This window comes from Kosakonia sp. Marseille-Q7440, from assembly GCF_965119485.1.
In genome coordinates, this window is the sequence record NZ_CBCPLT010000001.1 from 1,211,772 (window position 1) to 1,231,475 (window position 19,704).

The 19,704-nt window shown below is 56.8% G+C and carries 18 protein-coding genes and 5 tRNA genes; 13 read left to right on the forward strand and 10 right to left on the reverse strand.

The features are described 5' to 3' along the window. The 12 genes from tolR (at position 1) to pnuC (ending at position 7,985) form a co-directional block, all read left to right on the forward strand. Entirely contained in the window at positions 1-429 is a 429-nt protein-coding gene (gene tolR, locus ACWPW2_RS05475; protein WP_023478226.1) for a colicin uptake protein TolR, read from the forward strand. A gap of 39 nt (positions 430-468) precedes the next feature. Next, complete coding sequence (tolA, locus tag ACWPW2_RS05480; RefSeq protein WP_454121831.1) at positions 469-1,794, forward strand: cell envelope integrity protein TolA; 1,326 nt, start codon at positions 469-471, stop codon at positions 1,792-1,794. A gap of 130 nt (positions 1,795-1,924) precedes the next feature. Then, positions 1,925-3,217: a Tol-Pal system beta propeller repeat protein TolB gene (gene tolB / locus ACWPW2_RS05485; RefSeq protein WP_023478234.1), complete on the forward strand. Its 1,293-nt coding sequence runs from the start codon at positions 1,925-1,927 to the stop codon at positions 3,215-3,217. A gap of 30 nt (positions 3,218-3,247) precedes the next feature. Next, positions 3,248-3,763 carry a peptidoglycan-associated lipoprotein Pal gene (gene pal, locus ACWPW2_RS05490; RefSeq protein WP_007373922.1) on the forward strand — a complete coding sequence of 172 codons (516 nt, stop codon included), beginning with the start codon at positions 3,248-3,250 and terminating at the stop codon, positions 3,761-3,763. A 9-nt stretch (positions 3,764-3,772) separates the two neighbouring features. Continuing rightward, a complete protein-coding gene (cpoB, locus tag ACWPW2_RS05495) occupies positions 3,773-4,579 on the forward strand; it encodes a cell division protein CpoB (protein ID WP_094420453.1) in 807 nt (268 codons plus the stop codon). 164 nt (positions 4,580-4,743) lie between these two features. After that, positions 4,744-4,819 (forward strand) — tRNA-Lys (locus ACWPW2_RS05500). Between the two features lie 73 nt (positions 4,820-4,892). After that, positions 4,893-4,968 (forward strand) — tRNA-Val (locus tag ACWPW2_RS05505). A 2-nt stretch (positions 4,969-4,970) separates the two neighbouring features. Further along, a tRNA-Lys gene (locus ACWPW2_RS05510) sits at positions 4,971-5,046 on the forward strand. Between the two features lie 241 nt (positions 5,047-5,287). Further along, positions 5,288-5,363, forward strand: a tRNA-Lys gene (locus ACWPW2_RS05515). Between the two features lie 122 nt (positions 5,364-5,485). Next, positions 5,486-5,561, forward strand: a tRNA-Lys gene (locus ACWPW2_RS05520). A gap of 615 nt (positions 5,562-6,176) precedes the next feature. Next, positions 6,177-7,220: a quinolinate synthase NadA gene (gene nadA, locus ACWPW2_RS05525; RefSeq protein WP_034812829.1), complete on the forward strand. Its 1,044-nt coding sequence runs from the start codon at positions 6,177-6,179 to the stop codon at positions 7,218-7,220. Between the two features lie 45 nt (positions 7,221-7,265). Further along, positions 7,266-7,985 (forward strand): nicotinamide riboside transporter PnuC, encoded by a 720-nt coding sequence (gene pnuC / locus ACWPW2_RS05530; protein WP_076769566.1) that lies wholly within the window; start codon positions 7,266-7,268, stop codon positions 7,983-7,985. Here pnuC and zitB read toward each other — a convergent pair. After that, complete coding sequence (zitB, locus tag ACWPW2_RS05535) at positions 7,982-8,914, reverse strand: CDF family zinc transporter ZitB (protein ID WP_034812825.1); 933 nt, start codon at positions 8,912-8,914, stop codon at positions 7,982-7,984. The two genes, pnuC and zitB, sit on opposite strands and share 4 nt — an antisense overlap. Positions 8,915-9,029: 115 nt before the next feature. After that, the gene (locus ACWPW2_RS05540) at positions 9,030-9,413 is read right to left on the reverse strand and encodes a YbgS-like family protein (RefSeq protein ID WP_023479524.1); all 384 of its coding nucleotides are present in this window, start codon (positions 9,411-9,413) and stop codon (positions 9,030-9,032) included. 318 nt (positions 9,414-9,731) lie between these two features. On the opposite strand from ACWPW2_RS05540, the gene aroG reads away from it, so the two are divergent. Beyond that, a complete protein-coding gene (gene aroG / locus ACWPW2_RS05545) occupies positions 9,732-10,784 on the forward strand; it encodes a 3-deoxy-7-phosphoheptulonate synthase AroG (protein WP_454121832.1) in 1,053 nt (350 codons plus the stop codon). Between the two features lie 194 nt (positions 10,785-10,978). On the opposite strand, the gene gpmA is transcribed toward aroG, so the two are convergent. From gpmA to modF, 8 genes are all read right to left on the reverse strand, one after another. Next, positions 10,979-11,731 carry a 2,3-diphosphoglycerate-dependent phosphoglycerate mutase gene (gpmA, locus tag ACWPW2_RS05550; RefSeq protein WP_023479514.1) on the reverse strand — a complete coding sequence of 251 codons (753 nt, stop codon included), beginning with the start codon at positions 11,729-11,731 and terminating at the stop codon, positions 10,979-10,981. Positions 11,732-11,938: 207 nt separating this feature from the next. After that, positions 11,939-12,979 (reverse strand): galactose-1-epimerase, encoded by a 1,041-nt coding sequence (galM, locus tag ACWPW2_RS05555; protein ID WP_454121833.1) that lies wholly within the window; start codon positions 12,977-12,979, stop codon positions 11,939-11,941. Further along, positions 12,973-14,121 (reverse strand): galactokinase, encoded by a 1,149-nt coding sequence (gene galK, locus ACWPW2_RS05560; protein WP_454121834.1) that lies wholly within the window; start codon positions 14,119-14,121, stop codon positions 12,973-12,975. Before galK ends, galM begins: the two co-directional genes overlap by 7 nt. A gap of 2 nt (positions 14,122-14,123) precedes the next feature. Next, positions 14,124-15,170: a galactose-1-phosphate uridylyltransferase gene (galT, locus tag ACWPW2_RS05565; RefSeq protein WP_312122219.1), complete on the reverse strand. Its 1,047-nt coding sequence runs from the start codon at positions 15,168-15,170 to the stop codon at positions 14,124-14,126. 11 nt (positions 15,171-15,181) lie between these two features. Next, positions 15,182-16,198 (reverse strand): UDP-glucose 4-epimerase GalE, encoded by a 1,017-nt coding sequence (galE, locus tag ACWPW2_RS05570; protein ID WP_023479508.1) that lies wholly within the window; start codon positions 16,196-16,198, stop codon positions 15,182-15,184. 216 nt (positions 16,199-16,414) lie between these two features. Then, positions 16,415-17,110 (reverse strand): site-2 protease family protein, encoded by a 696-nt coding sequence (locus tag ACWPW2_RS05575; RefSeq protein WP_042712013.1) that lies wholly within the window; start codon positions 17,108-17,110, stop codon positions 16,415-16,417. 2 nt (positions 17,111-17,112) lie between these two features. Next, a complete protein-coding gene (locus ACWPW2_RS05580; RefSeq protein WP_454121835.1) occupies positions 17,113-18,042 on the reverse strand; it encodes a DUF2167 domain-containing protein in 930 nt (309 codons plus the stop codon). A gap of 179 nt (positions 18,043-18,221) precedes the next feature. Next, entirely contained in the window at positions 18,222-19,691 is a 1,470-nt protein-coding gene (gene modF / locus ACWPW2_RS05585) for a molybdate ABC transporter ATP-binding protein ModF (RefSeq protein WP_454121836.1), read from the reverse strand. Positions 19,692-19,704: the final 13 nt, after the last annotated feature.

The following is a 19,704-nucleotide window of genomic DNA, read 5'->3' on the forward strand; positions in this document are numbered from 1 at the left end:
ATGGCCAGATCCCGTGGGCGGAGCAAGCGTGCCCTGAAGTCCGAAATCAATATTGTGCCGCTGCTCGATGTGCTGCTGGTGCTGCTGCTGATCTTTATGGCAACGGCGCCCATCATCACCCAAAGCGTCGAGGTCGATCTGCCGGATGCGACGGATTCTCAGACCGTCAGTACCAATGACGATCCTCCGGTGATTATTGAAGTTTCCGGTGTCGGGCAATACAGCGTGGTGGTAGAGAAAGATCGTATGGATCAGCTGCCGCCGGAGCAGGTTATTGCGGAGGCGCAGCGTCGCCTGCAATCCAATCCGAAAACCGTGTTCTTAATCGGCGGGGCGAAGGACGTGCCGTACGACGAAATCATTAAAGCGCTGAACCTGTTACATAGCGCGGGTGTGAAATCGGTTGGCTTGATGACGCAGCCTATCTGATCACCGGCTTAACAGGCGGACAGTTTTTGGGAACCGAGAGTGTCAAAGGCAACCGTACAAAACGACAAGCTTAAGCGAGCGATACTCATTTCAGCCGTGCTGCACGTAATTCTGGTGGCGCTGCTGATCTGGAGTTCGTTCGATGAGCATATTGAAGCGTCGGCGGGCGGCGGTGGCGGCTCGTCGATCGACGCCGTAATGGTCGATCCCGGCGCGGTAGTGGAGAACTACAACCGCCAACAGCACCAGCAATCGAGCGCTAAACGCGCGGAAGAGCAGCGTGAAAAACAGGCGCAGCAGCAGGCGGAGGAGATGCGTGAAAAGCAGGCCGCCGAGCAGGAGCGTCTGAAGCAGGTCGAGAAAGAGCGTCTGCAAGCGCAGGAAGCCGCGCGCGAGCAGGCCGAACAGCAGAAGCAGGCAGAAGAGGCAGCAAAGCAGGCGCAACAGCAGCAGAAACAGGCTGAAGAAGCGGCAGCGAAAGCAGCAGCTGACGCGAAAGCCAAAGCGGATGCGCAGGCAAAAGCGGCGGAAGAGGCGGCGAAGAAAGCCGCAGCGGACGCGCAGAAGAAAGCGCAGGTGGATGCAGCCAAAGCCGCCGCCGATGCACAGAAGAAAGCCGAAGCGGAGGCCGCGAAAGCCGCCGCTGACGCACAGAAGAAAGCCGAAGCAGAAGCCGCGAAAGCGGCAGCCGACGCGAAGAAGAAAGCGCAGGCGGAAGCGGCTAAACAGGCTGCTGCTGAAAAAGCCGCAGCCGAGAAGGCCGCCGCGGCTGAAAAAGCTGCCGCTGAGAAGGCCGCTGCCGCAGAGAAAGCCGCAGCGGAGAAGAAAGCCGCTGCAGCGGAAAAAGCCGCAGCCGAGAAGAAAGCGGCTGCGGAAAAAGCCGCCGCTGAGAAGAAAGCTGCCGCCGAGAAGGCCGCCGCCGATAAGAAAGCGGCTGCCAAAAAAGCCGCAGCAGAGAAAGCTGCCGCCGCGGAAGGCGTTGACGATCTGTTTGGCGATCTCAGCTCCGGTAAGAATGCACCGAAAACGGGCGGCGGAGCGAAAGGCAACAATGCAGCGCCGGCGGGTTCGGGTAACACTAAGAACAACGGTGCATCCGGAGCCGATATAAGTAACTACGCAGGGCAGATTAAAACGGCGATTGAGAGCCGCTTCTATGATGCATCCTCCTACACCGGGAAGACCTGTACGTTACGTATCAAACTGGCTCCTGATGGGACGCTGTTAGATATTCAGTCTGAAGGGGGCGATCCGGCGCTCTGTCAGGCCGCGCTGGCCGCGGCGCGACAGGCGAAAATGCCGAAGCCACCAAGTCAGGCTGTGTATGAAGTGTTCAAAAATGCGCCGCTGGACTTCAAACCTTGAGGTACACTTTCCTCGCGATCCCGTGAGGAAAGTATGCGAAGGCGGTTCCAACGCGGGTAGTTTTGTCTTATTGGTTTGTTAAAATTCTGCTAAATTATCGCGGGTTTTTTGCCCGGATAAGGGAGATATGATGAAGCAGGCATTACGTGTTGCATTTGGTTTTTTGATGCTGTGGGCAGCGGTGCTGCATGCAGAAGTACGTATCGAGATCACCCAGGGGGTAGACTCGGCACGCCCGATTGGCGTTGTGCCGTTCCAGTGGGCAGGCCCAGGCGCTGCGCCTGAGGACGCTGGCGGTATCGTTGCGGCGGATCTGCGCAACAGCGGTAAATTCAACCCGCTGGATCGCTCCCGTTTACCGCAGCAGCCGGGTACCGCGCAGGAAGTGCAGCCCGCTGCATGGTCCGCGCTCGGTATTGATGCGGTCATCGTAGGTCAGGTGACGCCGAATCCTGATGGCAGCTACAACGTCGCTTACCAGCTGGTCGACACCGGCGGCGCGCCGGGTACCGTGCTGGCGCAAAACTCCTTCAAAGTGAACAAGCAGTGGCTGCGTTATGCTGCCCATGCCGCCAGCGACGAAGTATTCGAAAAGCTGACCGGTATTAAAGGCGCATTCCGTACCCGTATCGCCTATGTCGTGCAGACCGCGAACACTCAGTTCCCGTATGAACTGCGCGTCTCTGATTACGATGGCTACAACCAGTTCCTCGTCCACAAATCGCCGCAGCCGCTGATGTCCCCGGCCTGGTCCCCGGACGGTTCAAAAGTCGCATACGTGACCTTTGAGAGCGGTCGTTCCGCGCTGGTTATCCAGACTCTGGCTAACGCCAGCATTCGTCAGGTAGCTTCGTTCCCGCGGCACAACGGCGCACCGGCCTTCTCGCCGGATGGCACCAAGCTGGCGTTTGCCCTGTCAAAAACCGGCAGCCTGAACATCTATGTGATGGACATCGGTTCCGGCCAGATCCGTCAGGTTACCGACGGTCGCAGCAACAACACCGAACCAACCTGGTTCCCGGACAGCCAGAACCTGGCCTTTACCTCTGACCAGGCCGGTCGTCCGCAGGTTTACAAAATCAATATCAATGGCGGCGCAGCGCAGCGTATCTCCTGGCAGGGTTCTCAGAACCAGGATGCGGATGTCAGCAGCGACGGTAAATTTATGGTGATGGTTAGCTCTGACGGTGGTCAGCAGCACATTGCTAAACAAGATCTGGAAGCGGGTGGCGTGCAAGTTTTGTCGTCAACGTTCCTGGATGAAACGCCAAGTCTGGCACCTAACGGCACTATGGTCATCTACAGCTCTTCTCAGGGGATGGGCTCCGTGCTGAACCTGGTTTCTACAGATGGGCGTTTCAAAGCGCGTATTCCGGCGACTGATGGACAGGTTAAATTCCCTGCCTGGTCTCCGTATCTGTGATAATAAATAAATATTAAAGGAATCAAAGAAATGCAACTGAACAAAGTGCTGAAAGGCCTGATGCTGGCTCTGCCTGTTATGGCAATCGCTGCATGTTCTTCTCACAAGAACAACACCAGCGACCAGAGCGGCGAAGGCATGATGGGTGCCGGCACTGGCATGAACGGTAGCGGTAACATGTCCTCTGAAGAGCAGGCGCGTCTGCAGATGCAGCAGCTGCAGCAGAACAACATCGTTTACTTCGATCTGGACAAGTACGACATCCGTTCTGACTTTGCAGCGATGCTGGATGCTCACGCTAACTTCCTGCGTAGCAACCCGTCCTACAAAGTGACCGTAGAAGGTCATGCTGACGAACGCGGTACCCCGGAGTACAACATCTCCCTGGGCGAACGTCGTGCTAACGCCGTTAAAATGTACCTGCAGGGTAAAGGCGTTTCTGCTGACCAGATCTCCATCGTTTCTTACGGTAAAGAAAAACCTGCAGTACTGGGTCACGACGAAGCGGCTTACGCTAAAAACCGTCGCGCCGTACTGGTTTACTAAGAGAATTGCATGAGCAGTAACTTCAGACATCATCTGTTGAGTCTGTCGTTACTGGTTGGCATAGCGGCCCCCTGGGCCGCTAATGCTCAGGCGCCAATCAGTAGTGTCGGCTCAGGCTCGGTCGAAGACCGCGTCACTCAACTTGAGCGTATTTCCAATGCTCACAGCCAGCTTTTAACCCAACTTCAGCAGCAGCTCTCTGATAATCAGGCCGATATTGACTCCCTGCGCGGACAGATCCAGGAAAGCCAGTATCAGCTCAATCAGGTTGTTGAACGCCAGCAGCAAATTCTGCAGCAGATCGGCAATCTGAGCAGCGGTGCAGCAGCAGGGCAGACGCAGCAGGCTTCCGGCGATCAGAGCGGTGCGGCAGCGCAGGCTCCGGCAGCGGATGCAGGCGCAAACAACGGTGCAGCGGCTTCAGGCGCACCGGTACAAAGCGGCGATGCCAATACCGATTACAACGCGGCTATCGCCCTGGTGCAGGATAAATCCCGCCAGGATGATGCGCTGGCTGCGTTTCAGAACTTCGTCAAAAAGTACCCGGATTCAACCTATGTACCGAACGCCAACTACTGGCTCGGTCAGTTGAATTACAACAAGGGTAAGAAAGACGACGCGGCTTATTACTTCGCCTCGGTAGTGAAGAACTTCCCGAAGTCGCCGAAAGCGCCAGACGCGATGTTTAAAGTCGGCGTGATTATGCAAGACAAGGGCGATACTGCAAAAGCCAAAGCGGTTTACCAGCAGGTGGTCAGCAAATACCCTGGTACCGATGGTGCGAAACAGGCGCAAAAACGCCTTGCTTCGATGTAATGCATAGCGCATGACCAGAAAACGCGGTTTTTCTGGTCTTGTCGCATGAATCATAAGCAGTTAAACAATACGCGTCGAAATTGTTGTTGCGCTGAGTTCTTAAATCAGTAATATATGCCGCCGTTGCCACGGGATATCTCTTAACCCGGAAGCAGCACAAAAGTGGGTCGTTAGCTCAGTTGGTAGAGCAGTTGACTTTTAATCAATTGGTCGCAGGTTCGAATCCTGCACGACCCACCACTTAACCTCGCGGTGGAGAGGTTAACGTTACGAAAGTAACGAACCACCATTTAGCAGTATCCAGCGCAGTATCGGGTGATTAGCTCAGCTGGGAGAGCACCTCCCTTACAAGGAGGGGGTCGGCGGTTCGATCCCGTCATCACCCACCACCGGGTCGTTAGCTCAGTTGGTAGAGCAGTTGACTTTTAATCAATTGGTCGCAGGTTCGAATCCTGCACGACCCACCACTATTAAATCTGGTGAAGAGTTTTAACGTGAAGGATAACGTTGCGTCAGCAACGGCCCGTAGGGCGAGGCGAAAGCCGAGTCATCCTGCACGACCCACCAATTTTGATAATTGGTGAAGGTGTCAAACGTGAAGGATAGCGTTGCGTAAGCAACCGCCCGCCGGTAATAGCCGACTCATCCTGAACAATTGCCACGCATTACGTGTTCCAAAGATTTATCTTCGAAGTCGCTACCCTGTATGGGTCGTTAGCTCAGTTGGTAGAGCAGTTGACTTTTAATCAATTGGTCGCAGGTTCGAATCCTGCACGACCCACCAATTTTAATAATTGGTGAAGGTGTCAGACGTGAAGGATAACGTTGCGTCAGCAACGGCCCAGTAGGGCGAGGCAAAAGCCGAGTCATCCTGCACGATCCACCACTTCGAAGAATCCCTGCAAAGGGTCGTTAGCTCAGTTGGTAGAGCAGTTGACTTTTAATCAATTGGTCGCAGGTTCGAATCCTGCACGACCCACCAATGTAAAAAAGCGCCCTAAAGGCGCTTTTTTGCTATCTGCGATTTGAAAATTTCCTGCGCTCTTCTTGCCGGATGGCGGCTACGCCTTATCCGGCCTACAACACTTCTCCACACCCGGTTTTCGTAGGCCTGCTAAGCGCAGCGCCAGCAGGCAATCTGTTTGGACCTGAACGCACTGCCGGATGGCGGCTACGCCTTATGCGGTCTACAACACTTCGCTGCACCCGGTTTTCGTAGGCCTGCTAAGCGTAGCGCCAGCAGGCATTCTGTTTTAGCCCTGAACGCACTGCCGGATGGCGGCTACGCCTTATCCGGCCTACAACTCCTCTCCACACCCGGTTTTCGTAGGCCTGCTAAGCGCAGCGCCAGCAGGCATTCTGTTTTAGCCCTGAACGCACTGCCGGATGGCGGCATGAATGCCTCATCCGGCCTACGCACCCGCAGCGCCAGCAGGCAATAATCCACACCACCCACTTCCCACTGCGAATAAATTCACCGCGACAATACCTCTGCGATCGGGTATCTTGTTTAGTATATAAAACATCGGCCGCTCAGGAAGCCATATCAGGCCGCTGTTAGGATTATCATGTTAAGCATGCAAAACGAGTGAGCATCATGAGCGTAATGTTTGATCCTGAAGCCGCAATCTATCCTTTTCCTGCCAAACCCGCGCCGCTGAACCCTGCGGAAAAAGCCTTTTACCGCGATAAAATCAAACGCTTGCTGAAAGAGCGCAATGCGGTGATGGTCGCCCATTACTACACCGACCCGGAAATCCAGCAACTGGCGGAAGAGACCGGCGGCTGCATCTCCGATTCGCTGGAGATGGCGCGCTTTGGCGCGCGTCATTCCGCCTCAACGCTGCTGGTCGCGGGCGTGCGTTTTATGGGGGAAACGGCGAAAATCCTCAGCCCGGAAAAAACGATTCTGATGCCGACGCTTGAAGCTGAATGCTCGCTCGATCTGGGCTGTCCCATTGAGCCGTTTAACGCTTTCTGCGATGCGCACCCGGATCGCACAGTAGTGGTCTACGCCAACACCTCGGCGGCGGTAAAAGCTCGCGCCGACTGGGTGGTCACCTCAAGCATTGCGGTAGAGTTGATTGAGCACCTTGATAGCCTCGGCGAAAAAATTATCTGGGCACCGGATCGTCATCTCGGCAATTACGTCCAGAAGCAGACGGGCGCGGACGTACTTTGCTGGCAGGGGGCGTGCATCGTCCATGATGAGTTCAAAACCCAGGCGCTGCGCCGCATGAAGGCACTCTATCCCGACGCCGCAATCCTGGTGCATCCTGAATCGCCACAAGCGGTGGTAGAGTTAGCCGATGCGGTCGGTTCGACCAGCCAGTTGATCCAGGCCGCAAAAACGTTGCCCCACTCGCAGCTGATTGTCGCCACCGACCGCGGGATCTTCTATAAAATGCAGCAGGCCGTGCCGCATAAAGCGCTGATCGAGGCGCCAACGGCTGGCGAAGGGGCGACGTGCCGCAGCTGCGCCCACTGTCCGTGGATGGCGATGAACGGTCTGAAAGCCATTGCCGACGGGCTGGAGCAGGGCGGAACGGCGCATGAGATAGAAGTGGAGGCCAGCCTGCGTGAACGCGCGCTGCTGCCGCTTAACCGCATGCTCGATTTTGCAGCTACACTTCGACCTTAACATTTTCATAGACATCAATGCGTAACACTACGCTCTGGGGAAAGAATGGACTTTTTTAGTACGCAAAACATCCTCGTGCACATTCCGATCGGTGCCGGGGGATATGACCTTTCATGGATTGAAGCCGCAGGCACGCTGGCGGGTTTGCTCTGTATCTGGCTCGCCAGCCTTGAGAAAATCAGCAACTACGCTTTTGGTCTGATTAACGTCACGCTCTTCGCCATCATCTTCTTCCAGATCCAGCTCTACGCCAGCCTGCTGCTGCAACTCTTCTTCTTCGCCGCCAATATCTATGGCTGGTATGCCTGGTCGCGCCAGACCTCGCAGAATGAGGCCGAGCTACAAATCCGCTGGTTGCCGCGCAGCAAAGCCCTCGGCTGGCTTGCCGCCTGCGTGGTGGCGATTGGCCTGATGACACTGTTTATCAACCCGGTCTTTGCCTTCCTGACGCGTATCGCCGTCAATATCATGCAGGCCGTCGGGCTGAACGTGGCGATGCCAACGCTGCAGCCTGATGCTTTCCCATTCTGGGACTCCTGCATGATGGTGCTCTCTATCGTGGCGATGATCCTGATGACGCGCAAATATGTCGAAAACTGGCTGCTGTGGGTGATTATCAACGTGATAAGCGTGGTGATATTTGCACGCCAGGGCGTGTGGGCGATGTCGCTGGAGTATATGATCCTCACCTTTATCGCCCTGAACGGCAGCCGGATGTGGATTAACAGCGCGCGCGAGCGTGGCTCTCGCGCGCTTTCACATTAATGATGATGTCCGTGGTGGGGATCGGCCGTAACGTCGCCCAGACGGCAGTCTGAGCCGCTACAGGGCTGATACTCCATCTGCACCGTTGCATGAGCAATCTCATAATGGTGCGCCAGGAAGTGGTGGATCTCGCCGAGCAACTTATCGTGATCGCGCGGCGGGATCACCTGCACATGCAGGGTCATCAGCGGTTTTTCACCCACCTGCCAGACGTGCACATGGTGCACATCGCGAATTTCTGGAATCGCACGGCGCAAGTGGCGCTGCAACGCACCGATATCCAGCGAAGCGGGAACCCCCTCCAGCAATTCATTGACGCTCTCCTTCATCAAGCGCCACGCGCTCTTCAGCACCAGCGCAGAAACCAGCACCGACAGAATCGGGTCGATGGGCGTCCAGTTTGTCACCATGATCACCACTGCTGCGACAATCGCGCCAACGGAGCCAAGCAGATCGCCCAGCACATGCAGCGCGGCGGCGCGCACGTTCAGGTTCTTCTCTTCGCTGCCGCGATGCAGCAGCCAGAAGGAGAGCAGATTTGCCACAAGGCCGGCGATCGCAATCGCCATCATCGTCATTCCGGCAACCGGCTGTGGGTGGCTAAAACGCAGGATCGCTTCCCAGACAATCCATATCGTTATCAGCACCAGCGCCAGGGCGTTGATAAAGGCGGCAAGCGTCGTCAGACGTAGCCAGCCGAAGGTACGTTTTGCGCTCGGTGGCTGGCGGGCGAACCACACCGCCAGCAGGGCGAAGAGCAGGGCGGCGGCATCCGTGAGCATATGTCCGGCGTCGGCCAGCAGCGCCAGCGAGCCGGAAATAATCCCGCCCACCACCTCAATAACCATAAAAACAGCGGTGACCGTAAAGGCCAGTAACAGACGGCGAGCATTGGCATCCGATGAGCCATGCGAGTGATCGTGCGCCATGATGGGATCTATCCTTTTGACCGTTGAGAAAACGCCTACATCATTGCAGATTTTGAGTTTTAAGAAATAAAAAAAGGAGAGCCTCAGCTCTCCTTCTTCACTTCAGCATCACGCCTTACTGGGTGGTGCCATCAGTTTTGGTATTCACTTTGCTGTTGTCACCGCTGCCGGTTTCAACTTTTTTATTCACGTCCGGGCAACGACCATCTTTACACATGGTGTTTTTGTGCACTTCCTCTTTGCTCATATGGCCAGATTTGTGATGCATCTGCGTAGAGGTGGAGTTGGTATTGGTGTTGCCGGTGTTGATGTTGCTGTTATCAACATTGCCTGGCGCAACGTTTTCTTTCGCGTCAGGCGCAACCTGGCCTGCCTTCGCTGCTGCGTTGGCATCGCCGTTGCTGGAGCTAGAAGAGGATGCGTCAGCTGCATATGCCGCGCCGCCTGCCAGAGTCAGTGTGGTGGTCAGTAAAAGCGTCGCTAATTTATTCATTTTCATCATGATGCTCCTGTGCTGGTCGTCTAATGCCGCGCGGGACGTCGGCAGAATATGCGCGAACCCATCGCACGCTCAGTGGTGAAAGATGCCATACGTGCCATAAGTAGCAGCATGGAATAACGAAAAAATGTAAAACAAAGGTATTTACAGTTAAAAAGTGTAGTCGGGATGTGGCGACTTGCTACTTTTCCCACCACTTTCCGTCGATTCCAGGAATTATCCGGGCTAAGTGTAAAATCGCGTTTACAGTACGGCGCGAGCGAGATAGATTGGTCAGATTGCTTTTCTTCTAAAAAACATGTTCACACTGGAAAGATCATGACTTATCAGAACGACGATTTACGCATCAAAGAGATCAACGAGTTACTCCCTCCTGTCGCGCTGCTTGAAAAATTCCCCGCTACCGAAACCGCTGCCAGAACGGTCTCTCAGGCGCGCCGGGCAATTCATCAAATCCTGCGTGGCAACGACGACCGCCTGTTAGTGGTTATCGGTCCCTGTTCCATTCACGATCCCGTGGCGGCAAAAGAGTATGCTTCGCGCCTGCTGGCACTGCGTGACGAACTGAAGGGCGAACTGGAAATCGTGATGCGCGTCTATTTCGAAAAACCGCGCACCACCGTTGGCTGGAAGGGGCTGATTAACGATCCGCATATGGATAACAGCTTCCGCATTAATGACGGCCTGCGCATTGCGCGCAAACTGCTGCTGGAAATCAACGACAGCGGGCTTCCGGCGGCGGGTGAGTTCCTCGATATGATCACCCCGCAATATATGGCGGATTTGATGAGCTGGGGCGCGATTGGCGCGCGCACGACCGAATCCCAGGTACACCGTGAGCTCGCCTCCGGCCTCTCTTGCCCGGTTGGTTTTAAAAACGGCACCGACGGCACCATTAAAGTAGCGATTGACGCTATCAATGCCGCAGGCGCACCGCACTGCTTCCTCTCCGTGACCAAATGGGGTCACTCCGCCATCGTTAACACGGCGGGCAACGGCGATTGCCATATTATTCTGCGCGGCGGCAAAGAACCGAACTACAGCGCGAAGCATGTCGCCGACGTGAAAGCAGGGCTGGAAAAAGCGGGCTTGCCGGCGCAGATAATGATCGACTTCAGCCATGCGAACTCCAGCAAGCAGTTCAAAAAGCAGATGGAGGTGAGCGCAGATGTTTGCCAGCAGATCGCAGGCGGTGACAAGGCGATCATGGGCGTAATGATTGAGAGCCATCTGGTAGAAGGCAACCAGAGCCTTGAGAGCGGCGATGCGCTGGTTTACGGCAAAAGCGTGACCGATGCCTGTATCGGCTGGGAAGATACCGATACGGTGCTGCGCCAGTTAGCGCAAGCGGTCAAAGCGCGCCGCGGTTAACGGGCCCTCTATTTTGTATGCCGGATGGCGGCTACGCCTTATCCGGCCTACGGTAACGAAGCCGCTGAAACCGCGTAGGCCGGATAAGCGTTTACGCGCCATCCGGCAATTTTACGCAGCAAAAAGCCCGGCAGCGCGAAGCGTACCGGGCCTGAGAGTTGAAAGCCGGGCATCAACGATGTCCGGCTTTTTTATTACTTCGCTTTACCCTGGTTTGCTACTGCAGCAGCTTTCGCGGCGATCTCATCCGCGTTACCCAGATAGTAGTGCTTAATCGGTTTGAAGTTTTCGTCGAACTCATACACCAGCGGTACGCCGGTCGGGATGTTCAGTTCAAGGATCGCTTCTTCGCTCATGTTGTCGAGGTATTTCACCAGCGCACGCAGGGAGTTACCGTGTGCGGCAATGATCACGCGCTCACCGCTTTTCAGGCGCGGCAGAATGGTTTCATTCCAGTAAGGAATGACGCGATCGATAGTCAGCGCCAGGCTTTCAGTCAGCGGCAGCTCTTGTTCGGTCAGTTTCGCGTAACGCGGATCGTGGCCCGGGAAACGCTCATCATCTTTGGTCAACGCCGGCGGGGTAACGGCGAAGCCGCGACGCCACTGTTTAACCTGATCGTCGCCATATTTCTCAGCGGTTTCTGCTTTGTTCAGACCCTGCAGCGCACCGTAGTGACGTTCGTTCAGTTTCCAGCTCTTCTCAACCGGCAGCCATGCCTGATCCAGTTCGTCCAGAACGTTCCACAGCGTGTGGATGGCACGTTTCAGCACAGAGGTATAAGCAAAATCAAACGCGTAGCCTTCAGCTTTCAGCAGCTTGCCTGCCGCTTTCGCTTCGCCAACACCTTTCTCTGACAGATCAACATCGTACCAACCGGTGAAGCGGTTTTCGTTGTTCCACTGGCTTTCGCCATGACGAACCAGAACCAGCTTAGTAACAGCCATACACTTACTCCTGTGAGCCTGATTTAATGATAACGATTCTCATTGTATTGCCGAAGCGCACTGCCCGGCAACGATTACCCTTAACCATAGCGAAAATAGGCGCAGAGTGTAAGCTGCTTGTGAATCGAGGGTTATTGTTTTGAGGATAAGTGGCGCATATTTCAGCAAAAAGGGCAAAAAAAAGCCCTCCGCGAGGAGGGCTGTCTATCAGAGCGGAATAAAGTGATACTCCGTCCGGCTGACATATTCGTCGCCAGGTCGCAGCGTGCAATCCGGCTGCGGGAAGTCCGGGCGGTTCGGGCTGTCGGGTAAAAACTCGCTCTCCAGCGCCAGGCCCTGCCACGCGCTGTAGGTTTTCCCGCCGCGCGCAGGCGTCCCTTCCAGATAGTTGCCGGAGTAGAATTGCAGCGCAGGCGCGCTGGTATAAACCGACATTTGCAGCTGCTTATCCGTCGACCACAGGTGTGCCGCAGGCGTATTCACATCCCCCTGCGCCTGCAATAAAAAGGCGTGATCGTAACCTTTCACCACGCGCTGATCCTCATCGCTGAGGAACTCTTCCGCCACGGTTTTTGGCGTACGGAAATCAAAACTGGTCAGCGCAACCTTCTTCAGATCGCCGGTCGGAATGCCCATCTCATCCACCGGCAGATAGGCATCGGCCAGCAGTTGCAGCGTATGGTTGCGGACATCGCCCTGCGCGCCATCAAGGTTGAAATAGGCGTGATTGGTCAGGTTGACCGGGCAGGGCTTGTCGGTGGTCGCGCGGTACTCAATAGTGATGCGGTTATCATCACCGAGACGGAAGTGCGCCGTGGCGTTGACCGTGCCCGGATAGCCCTGATCGCCATCCGGCGAGGTGAGGGAGAAGAGCACTTCGCTGTCGTTCTGGCGCTCAATGCGCCAGCGGCGTTTATCAAACCCTTCCGGGCCGCCGTGCAGCTGGTTTTCGCCCTGGCTTGGGGTCAGGGACCAGGTCTCGCCATCAAGGGTAAAGCGGCTCTTCGCAATGCGGTTCGCATATCGGCCAATAGAGGCACCGAGATAGGCGGTCTGTTCCCAGTAGTGTTCCGGCGTCGCGCAGCCGAGCAGCGCTTCGCGCACGCTGCCATCTTTCATCGGCACGCGCGCAGAGAGCAGCGTCGCGCCCCAGTCCATTAAGCTCACCACCATTCCCGCGCCGTTGCGCAGGGTGATCAGTCGTACCGGCAGCCCATCGGGTGCTACCGCAGCCGTTTCATTTAGCACTGTCCTGCCCCCTGAGAAGGTTTACACACGTAGAAGGTCTCTTTGATACCGGTTTTCGCTTCATACTGGCTTTCGACCGCCTGTTTCACTTCCGGCACCAGCGCTTCCGGCACCAGCGCAACGACGCAGCCGCCAAAGCCGCCGCCGGTCATGCGCACGCCGCCTTTATCACCGATGGTTGCTTTGACAATCTCTACCAGCGTATCGATTTGCGGCACGGTGATTTCGAAATCGTCGCGCATAGAGGCGTGGGATTCCGCCATCAGCTCGCCCATCCGTTGCAGGTCGCCTTTCTCCAGCGCGGTGGCCGCTTCCACGGTGCGGGCGTTTTCGGTCAGCACATGGCGTACACGTTTCGCGACCAGCGGATCCAGCTCATTCGCCACCGTGTTGAACTGATCGAGGCTGACATCACGCAGCGCTTTTTGCTGGAAGAAACGCGCGCCGGTTTCGCACTGCTGGCGGCGGGTGTTGTATTCGCTGCCCACCAGCGTACGTTTGAAGTTGCTGTTAATAATGACAATCGCCACGCCTTCCGGCATAGAGACCGCTTTAGTACCGAGCGAGCGGCAGTCGATCAGCAGCGCACTGCCTTTCTTGCCAAGCGCAGAGATCAGCTGATCCATGATGCCGCAGTTACAGCCAACAAACTGGTTCTCCGCTTCCTGGCCGTTGAGCGCGATCTGCGCCCCGTCCAGCGGCAGATGGTAAAGCTGCTGGAAGACGGTACCAACCGCCACTTCCAGCGAGGCAGATGAGCTTAAGCCCGCGCCCTGCGGCACATTGCCGCTGATCACCAGATCCGCGCCGCCGAAGCTGGCATCGCGCTGTTGCAGATGTTTCACCACGCCGCGCACATAGTTGGACCACTGCTGGCTGTCGTGCGCCACAATCGGCGCATCCAGCGAAAACTCATCGCGCTGGTTGTCGTAGTCGGCAGCGACCACGCGCACGGTGCGATCGTCGCGCGCTTTGCAGCTGATCACCGTCTGGTAATCGATGGCGCAGGGCAGCACAAAGCCGTCGTTGTAATCGGTATGTTCGCCAATCAGGTTGACGCGGCCCGGGGCCTGGATGGTGTGGGTGGCAGGGTAGCCGAATGTCTCAGCAAACAGCGCGTCTGTTCTCTCTTTCAGGCTCATTGTTATTCTCCGGATTCGCGAAAATGGATATCACTGACCGCGCGCAGGCGTTCGGCCGCTTGTTCTGCCGTGAGATCGCGCTGGGTTTCGCCGAGCATCTCGTAGCCGACCATAAATTTACGCACCGTGGCGGAGCGCAGCAGCGGCGGGTAGAAGTGCGCATGCAGCTGCCAGTGGGCGTTATCCTCGCCATTAAACGGCGCGCCGTGCCAGCCCATCGAGTAGGGGAAGGAGCACTGGAACAGGTTGTCGTAGCGGCTGGTCAGTTTTTTCAGTGCCAGCGCAAGATCGCTGCGCTGCGCGTCGGTTAACTCGGTAATGCGCTGAACGGCGGCTTTTGGCAGCAGCAGCGTTTCAAACGGCCAGGCGGCCCAGTAGGGAACTACCGCCAGCCAGTGCTCGGTTTCCACCACCGTGCGGCTGCCATCTTTCAGCTCACGCTGCACATAATCGAGCAGCATCGGCGAGCGGTGTTCGGCAAAGTAGGCTTTCTGCAGGCGATCTTCGCGCTCGGCTTCATTCGGCAGGAAGCTGTTAGCCCACACTTGCCCGTGCGGATGCGGGTTGGAGCAGCCCATCGCCGCGCCTTTGTTCTCAAACACCTGGATCCACGGGTAGGTTTTCCCCAGCTCAGCGGTCTGCTGCTGCCAGGTTTTTACTACCTCTTCCAGTGCCGCCACGCTCAGCTCCGGCAGCGTTTTGCTGTGATCCGGCGAGAAGCAGATAACCCGGCTGGTGCCGCGCGCGCTCTGGCTGCGCATCAGCGGGTCGTTACTCTCTGGCGCATCCGGCGTGTCGGTCATCAGCGCCGCAAAGTCGTTGGTAAAGACATAGGTGCTGGTGTAATCGGGGTTTTTATCCCCGGTGACACGGGTATTGCCCGGACAGAGGAAGCAGTCCGGATCGTGCGCAGGCAGCGTCTGTTTAGACGGCGTCTCCTGCGCCCCTTGCCAGGGGCGTTTCGCACGGTGCGGAGAGACCAGAATCCACTGATCCGTCAGCGGATTGTAGCGGCGATGCGGGTGATCGACCGGGTTAAATTGCGACATTACCACTCCTGTTAATCGGGATAGCCCTGCGGATGGCGTGACTGCCAGCGCCAGGTATCTTCTGCCATTTCATCAAGGGTGCGTGTTACGCGCCAGTTCAGCTCTTTGTCGGCTTTGGTGGCGTCCGCCCAGTAGGCCGGGAGATCGCCGTCGCGGCGCGGCGCGAAGTGCCAGGCAATCTGTTTGCCGCAGGCTTTGCTGAAGGCGTTAATCACATCAAGCACGCTGCTGCCGACGCCAGCGCCGAGGTTGTAAATATGGACGCCCGGTTTACCTGCCAGCTGCTGCATTGCGGCAACGTGACCGTCGGCCAGATCCATCACGTGGATATAGTCACGCACGCCGGTGCCATCTTCTGTCGGGTAGTCATTGCCGAACACCGCCAGCGATTCGCGGCGGCCCACCGCCACCTGCGCGATATAGGGCATTAAGTTGTTCGGAATCCCCTGCGGATCTTCACCCATATCGCCTGACGGATGCGCGCCCACCGGGTTGAAGTAGCGCAGCAGCGCGATGCTCCACTCCGGCTGCGCTTTTTGCAGGTCGGTGAGGATCTGCTCAACCATCAGTTTGCTTTTGCCGTACGGGCTTTGCGGGGTGCCGGTCGGGAAGCTTTCGGCATAAGGGATTTTCGGCTGGTCGCCATAGACGGTTGCCGAGGAGCTAAAGATAAAGTTCTTCACGTTGGCGGCGCGCATGGCGTTAATCAGGCGCAGCGTGCCGTTGACGTTGTTGTCGTAATACTCCAGCGGTTTGGCAACGGATTCGCCGACGGCCTTCAGCCCGGCAAAGTGGATCACCGCTTCGATGGCGTGGTCGTGCAGGATCTCAGCCAGCAGCGCCTCATCGCGAATATCGCCCTCAACGAAGAGCGCCCGTTTACCGCCAAAGCGCTCAATCTGGTTAAGAACGCTGCGCTTACTGTTGCAGAGGTTGTCGAGGATGATAACGTCATGACCGTTTTGCAGCAGTTGCACGCAGGTGTGGCTTCCTATGTAACCGCTACCACCAGTAACCAGAACTCGCATATTTGACTCCATCAAGCATTTGATATGAATTAACCTTAGCATAACAGAGCGGTAAAAAGTGTGACATGGGATAAAATAGTGGAATCGTTTACACTGATTTTTCAACCGCCCGCAATGCCGCATAAACGCCGGGACAGCCGCGTATTTACCGGGCTGCGCCGACGAGTGTGATTAGTCTGAAAATGACGTCACTGCGCTGCAGCGACGCAGGGAAAGTCAGCGAAAGCTGGCCAGCGCCCCGTGGAGGTTATAGGTCATCAGGGAGAGCCAGGCAATCAGCCCAAAGTACAAAAGGGTATATTCCAGACGTTTGCCAGGGTTGAGTGCGGTTAAATTGGGCGTTTCTTTGCGCCTGGTCCAGATTTGCGAAGCCGCCAGCAGGCAGACAATCAGCAGCAGCGGGCTGGGGTGCAGATAAAAGAAACCGAGCAGCAGCGGAATGCCGAGATACCAAATCTTGCGCGAAATGGCGACGGTAATGCGCCCGCCATCAAGGGGCGGCACCGGGATCAGATTAAAGAGGTTGAGGAAAAAGCCAGCGTAAGCCACCGCCATCAGCATCGAACTGTCGAAGTACTCCGCCAGATAGTAGCAGCCCAGCGCGGCAAGCGAGCCGAGCAGGGGGCCGGCGATACCGACCCACGCCTCCGTTTCCGCATCCGGAAACTCCTCTTTTAGCGCCACCCAGGCACCGACGAAAGGGATAAACATCGGCAGACCCACCGGCAAGTTACGCTGGCGCGCCGCAAGATAGTGGCCCAGTTCATGACAAAAGAGCAGCACCACGAAGCCGGTGGCGTAGGGCCAGCCGAAGGCCAGCGCATAGGTCGCCACCGACAGCAGCATTGTCCCCCCGGAAAGCAGCAGCTTGCCGAGGGTTGCGCCTTTAAACAGCAGAAACAGCAGCTTCATGCTTATTCGACGATCTTAGATTTGTCGTCTTTTTTACGGAACAGCAGCTTCTTGATGCCCATGCCTGCGCCCGCCAGCGCAATCAGCGCCAGTTTCCAGAACTTCAGCAGGGTCACGCCGATAATTGCCAGCAGACCAAGTTTTTTCGCCGCCAGGCCGCCAATCAGTGCTGCCAGGCCATATTCGGCAATCTTGTCGGTCGAAGCGTTGAAGTCGCTGTATTTTTTGCCGTCGTTAAAGGTCACGGCGTTAAGCAAGGTTTTCGCCAGCGGCTTCTCTTGCTCCACGGTACCGCGATCGGTCACCAGGTTCAGCGAGAGATATCCTTCACGCCCGAGCAGGTAGGTGTTGTAGTTCACGCCTTGCTCTTTCAGCGGAACGTTGCTGCCGATATCGCGAATGGCAGCGGACCAGATCAGGCGATGCGTTGCAGCGTCATAGCTCGGCTTCTCAACCCAGCCGACTACTTCGATAGGCGGAATGCCTTTCTCGCTGCGCATCTTGTTGCCTTCCTTGGTCCCTTCCTGCAGGTTGCTCAGCAGTTCGGCTGCGTCCCAGTCTTTGGCATCGTCATCTTTGATATAACCCGCATTGTCATACTCGATAGAGACGAACCCGGAGATGGCATCATTGAACACCAGCCCGTAAAAGGCGCTCTCATCGACGTGGTTGCCCAGTTCGCGCATAAATTCCGCTGCCTGCCGCGGGGGAATGTAGGTAAAACCTTCCGGAAGATTCAGCACCGCCTGGTTACCCAGCGTGACTTTATGCGGGCCCGGCACGCTAACGCGCTGCATGTTTTCTACGGCCTGGTTGATTTTTGCTTCGTTGGGGTCCGGTGCTGCCTCTTCCGCAAAAGCCAGCGTGCTGAAACCAAAGCAGAGCGCCGCGACCAGTGTAAGGGCGCGGGGAAGGGAGAGATATTGAGTCATAAAGGTCCCGTTTATATTGACCCGTCGTCCATCGGCGGGCTTTTTTCTTGCCATAACAAAAACTGGCCGCCGATAACGGGGGCGTCATCAGCAAGCCAGTAAGCGATCATTATTTTTTTTACGCGAAAACGCGCGGGCGCTATTACAGCACACAGCCAGGAGGCGAAGCAGCCCCCCAATTATTGTGGTGTTAAGGCGTAGCGGTAGCCCTCGCCGTCGGCAATAAACGCCAGCTGGTGGGTAATGCAGGCGGGCGCGTCGGTGGCGTGGTGGGAGACAAACAGCAACTGGGTTTCGCCTTCGCCGATCAGCACATCGATAAAGCGGCGCACCAGCTGTCGGTTAAGCGGGTCCAGCCCCTGCAAAGGTTCATCAAGGATCAGCAGCGTCGGGTGTTTAACCAGCGCGCGGACAATCAGCGCCAGCCGCTGCTGCCCCCAGGAGAGGCTGTGAAACGGCGCATCGGCGGTACGGGCATCAAAGCCGAGAATATCGAGCCACTGCTGCGCCAGCTTGTGCTGCTTATCGGAGACCGCCTGATAAATCCCAATCGAGTCGAAATAGCCGGAGAGGATCACATTGCGCACCGTGGTGCTGACGCGGTAATCGAGATGCAGGCTGCTGCTGACATAGCCAATATGTTTTTTGATATCCCAGATGGTCTCGCCGCTGCCGCGACGGCGGCCAAACAGGGTTAAATCGTTGCTGTAACCCTGCGGATGATCGCCGGTAATCAGGCTCAGCAGCGTCGATTTCCCCGCGCCGTTCGGGCCGGTGATCTGCCAGTGCTCGCCTGGATTCACCTGCCAGCAGAGGTGATTAATGATCGGGCGGTCATCATAGGAGACCACGCCGTCGTTAAGTACAATCAGCGCTGCGGTGGGATCGAGCGTTGCGCGGGCGGGCGCAGCGTCCGGCTCCGGTAGCGTCATGCCGCTCAGCTGTTCGCTGTGTGCCAGTTGCGCAATCAGCGCCTGCTGAAGAAGAGCCTCTTTCTCACCGGTCTCCGTCAGGGCACAATCCACCAGTACGCCCGCATGCTGCACAAAGGCCGGGATCTCATCGAAGCGGTTGAGCACCAGCACCAGCGTGTAGCCATCGGCATTCAGACGGGCCAGCAACCCGGCGAGTTGCTGACGGGAGTCGACATCCAGCCCGTCAAAGGGCTCATCAAGAATAAGTAGCTCCGGCTGCGCCATCAGCGCCTGGCAGAGCAGGGTTTTGCGGGTTTCGCCGGTCGAGAGGTATTTAAAGCGCCGCTCAAGCAGATGGGTAATGCCAAACTGCGCCGCCAGCGCCGCGCAGCGCGACGGGTCTTTAACCTCATCCTGGATAATATCGGCGGTGGTGCGCCCGGTATCCTCTTCGCCCGGCGAGAGCATATCGGTGTTATTACGCTGCCACTCTTCGCTGACCAGCTTTTGCAGCTGTTCGAAGGAGAGGCGGGTAAGGCGGGTGAAGTGGCACTGGCGCTCGCCGTTAAGCAGCGTCAGCTCACCCGCCAGCGCGCGTGCCAGTGCCGATTTGCCGCTGCCGTTGGCACCGACAAAGGCCCAGCTCTCTCCGGCCTGCAGGCGGAGATCTTCAAGATGCAGCGTGCGGGTATCGCTAAGACGAAACGTACCTTGCGAAATTTGCAATGACGACATGATGTATCCCAGG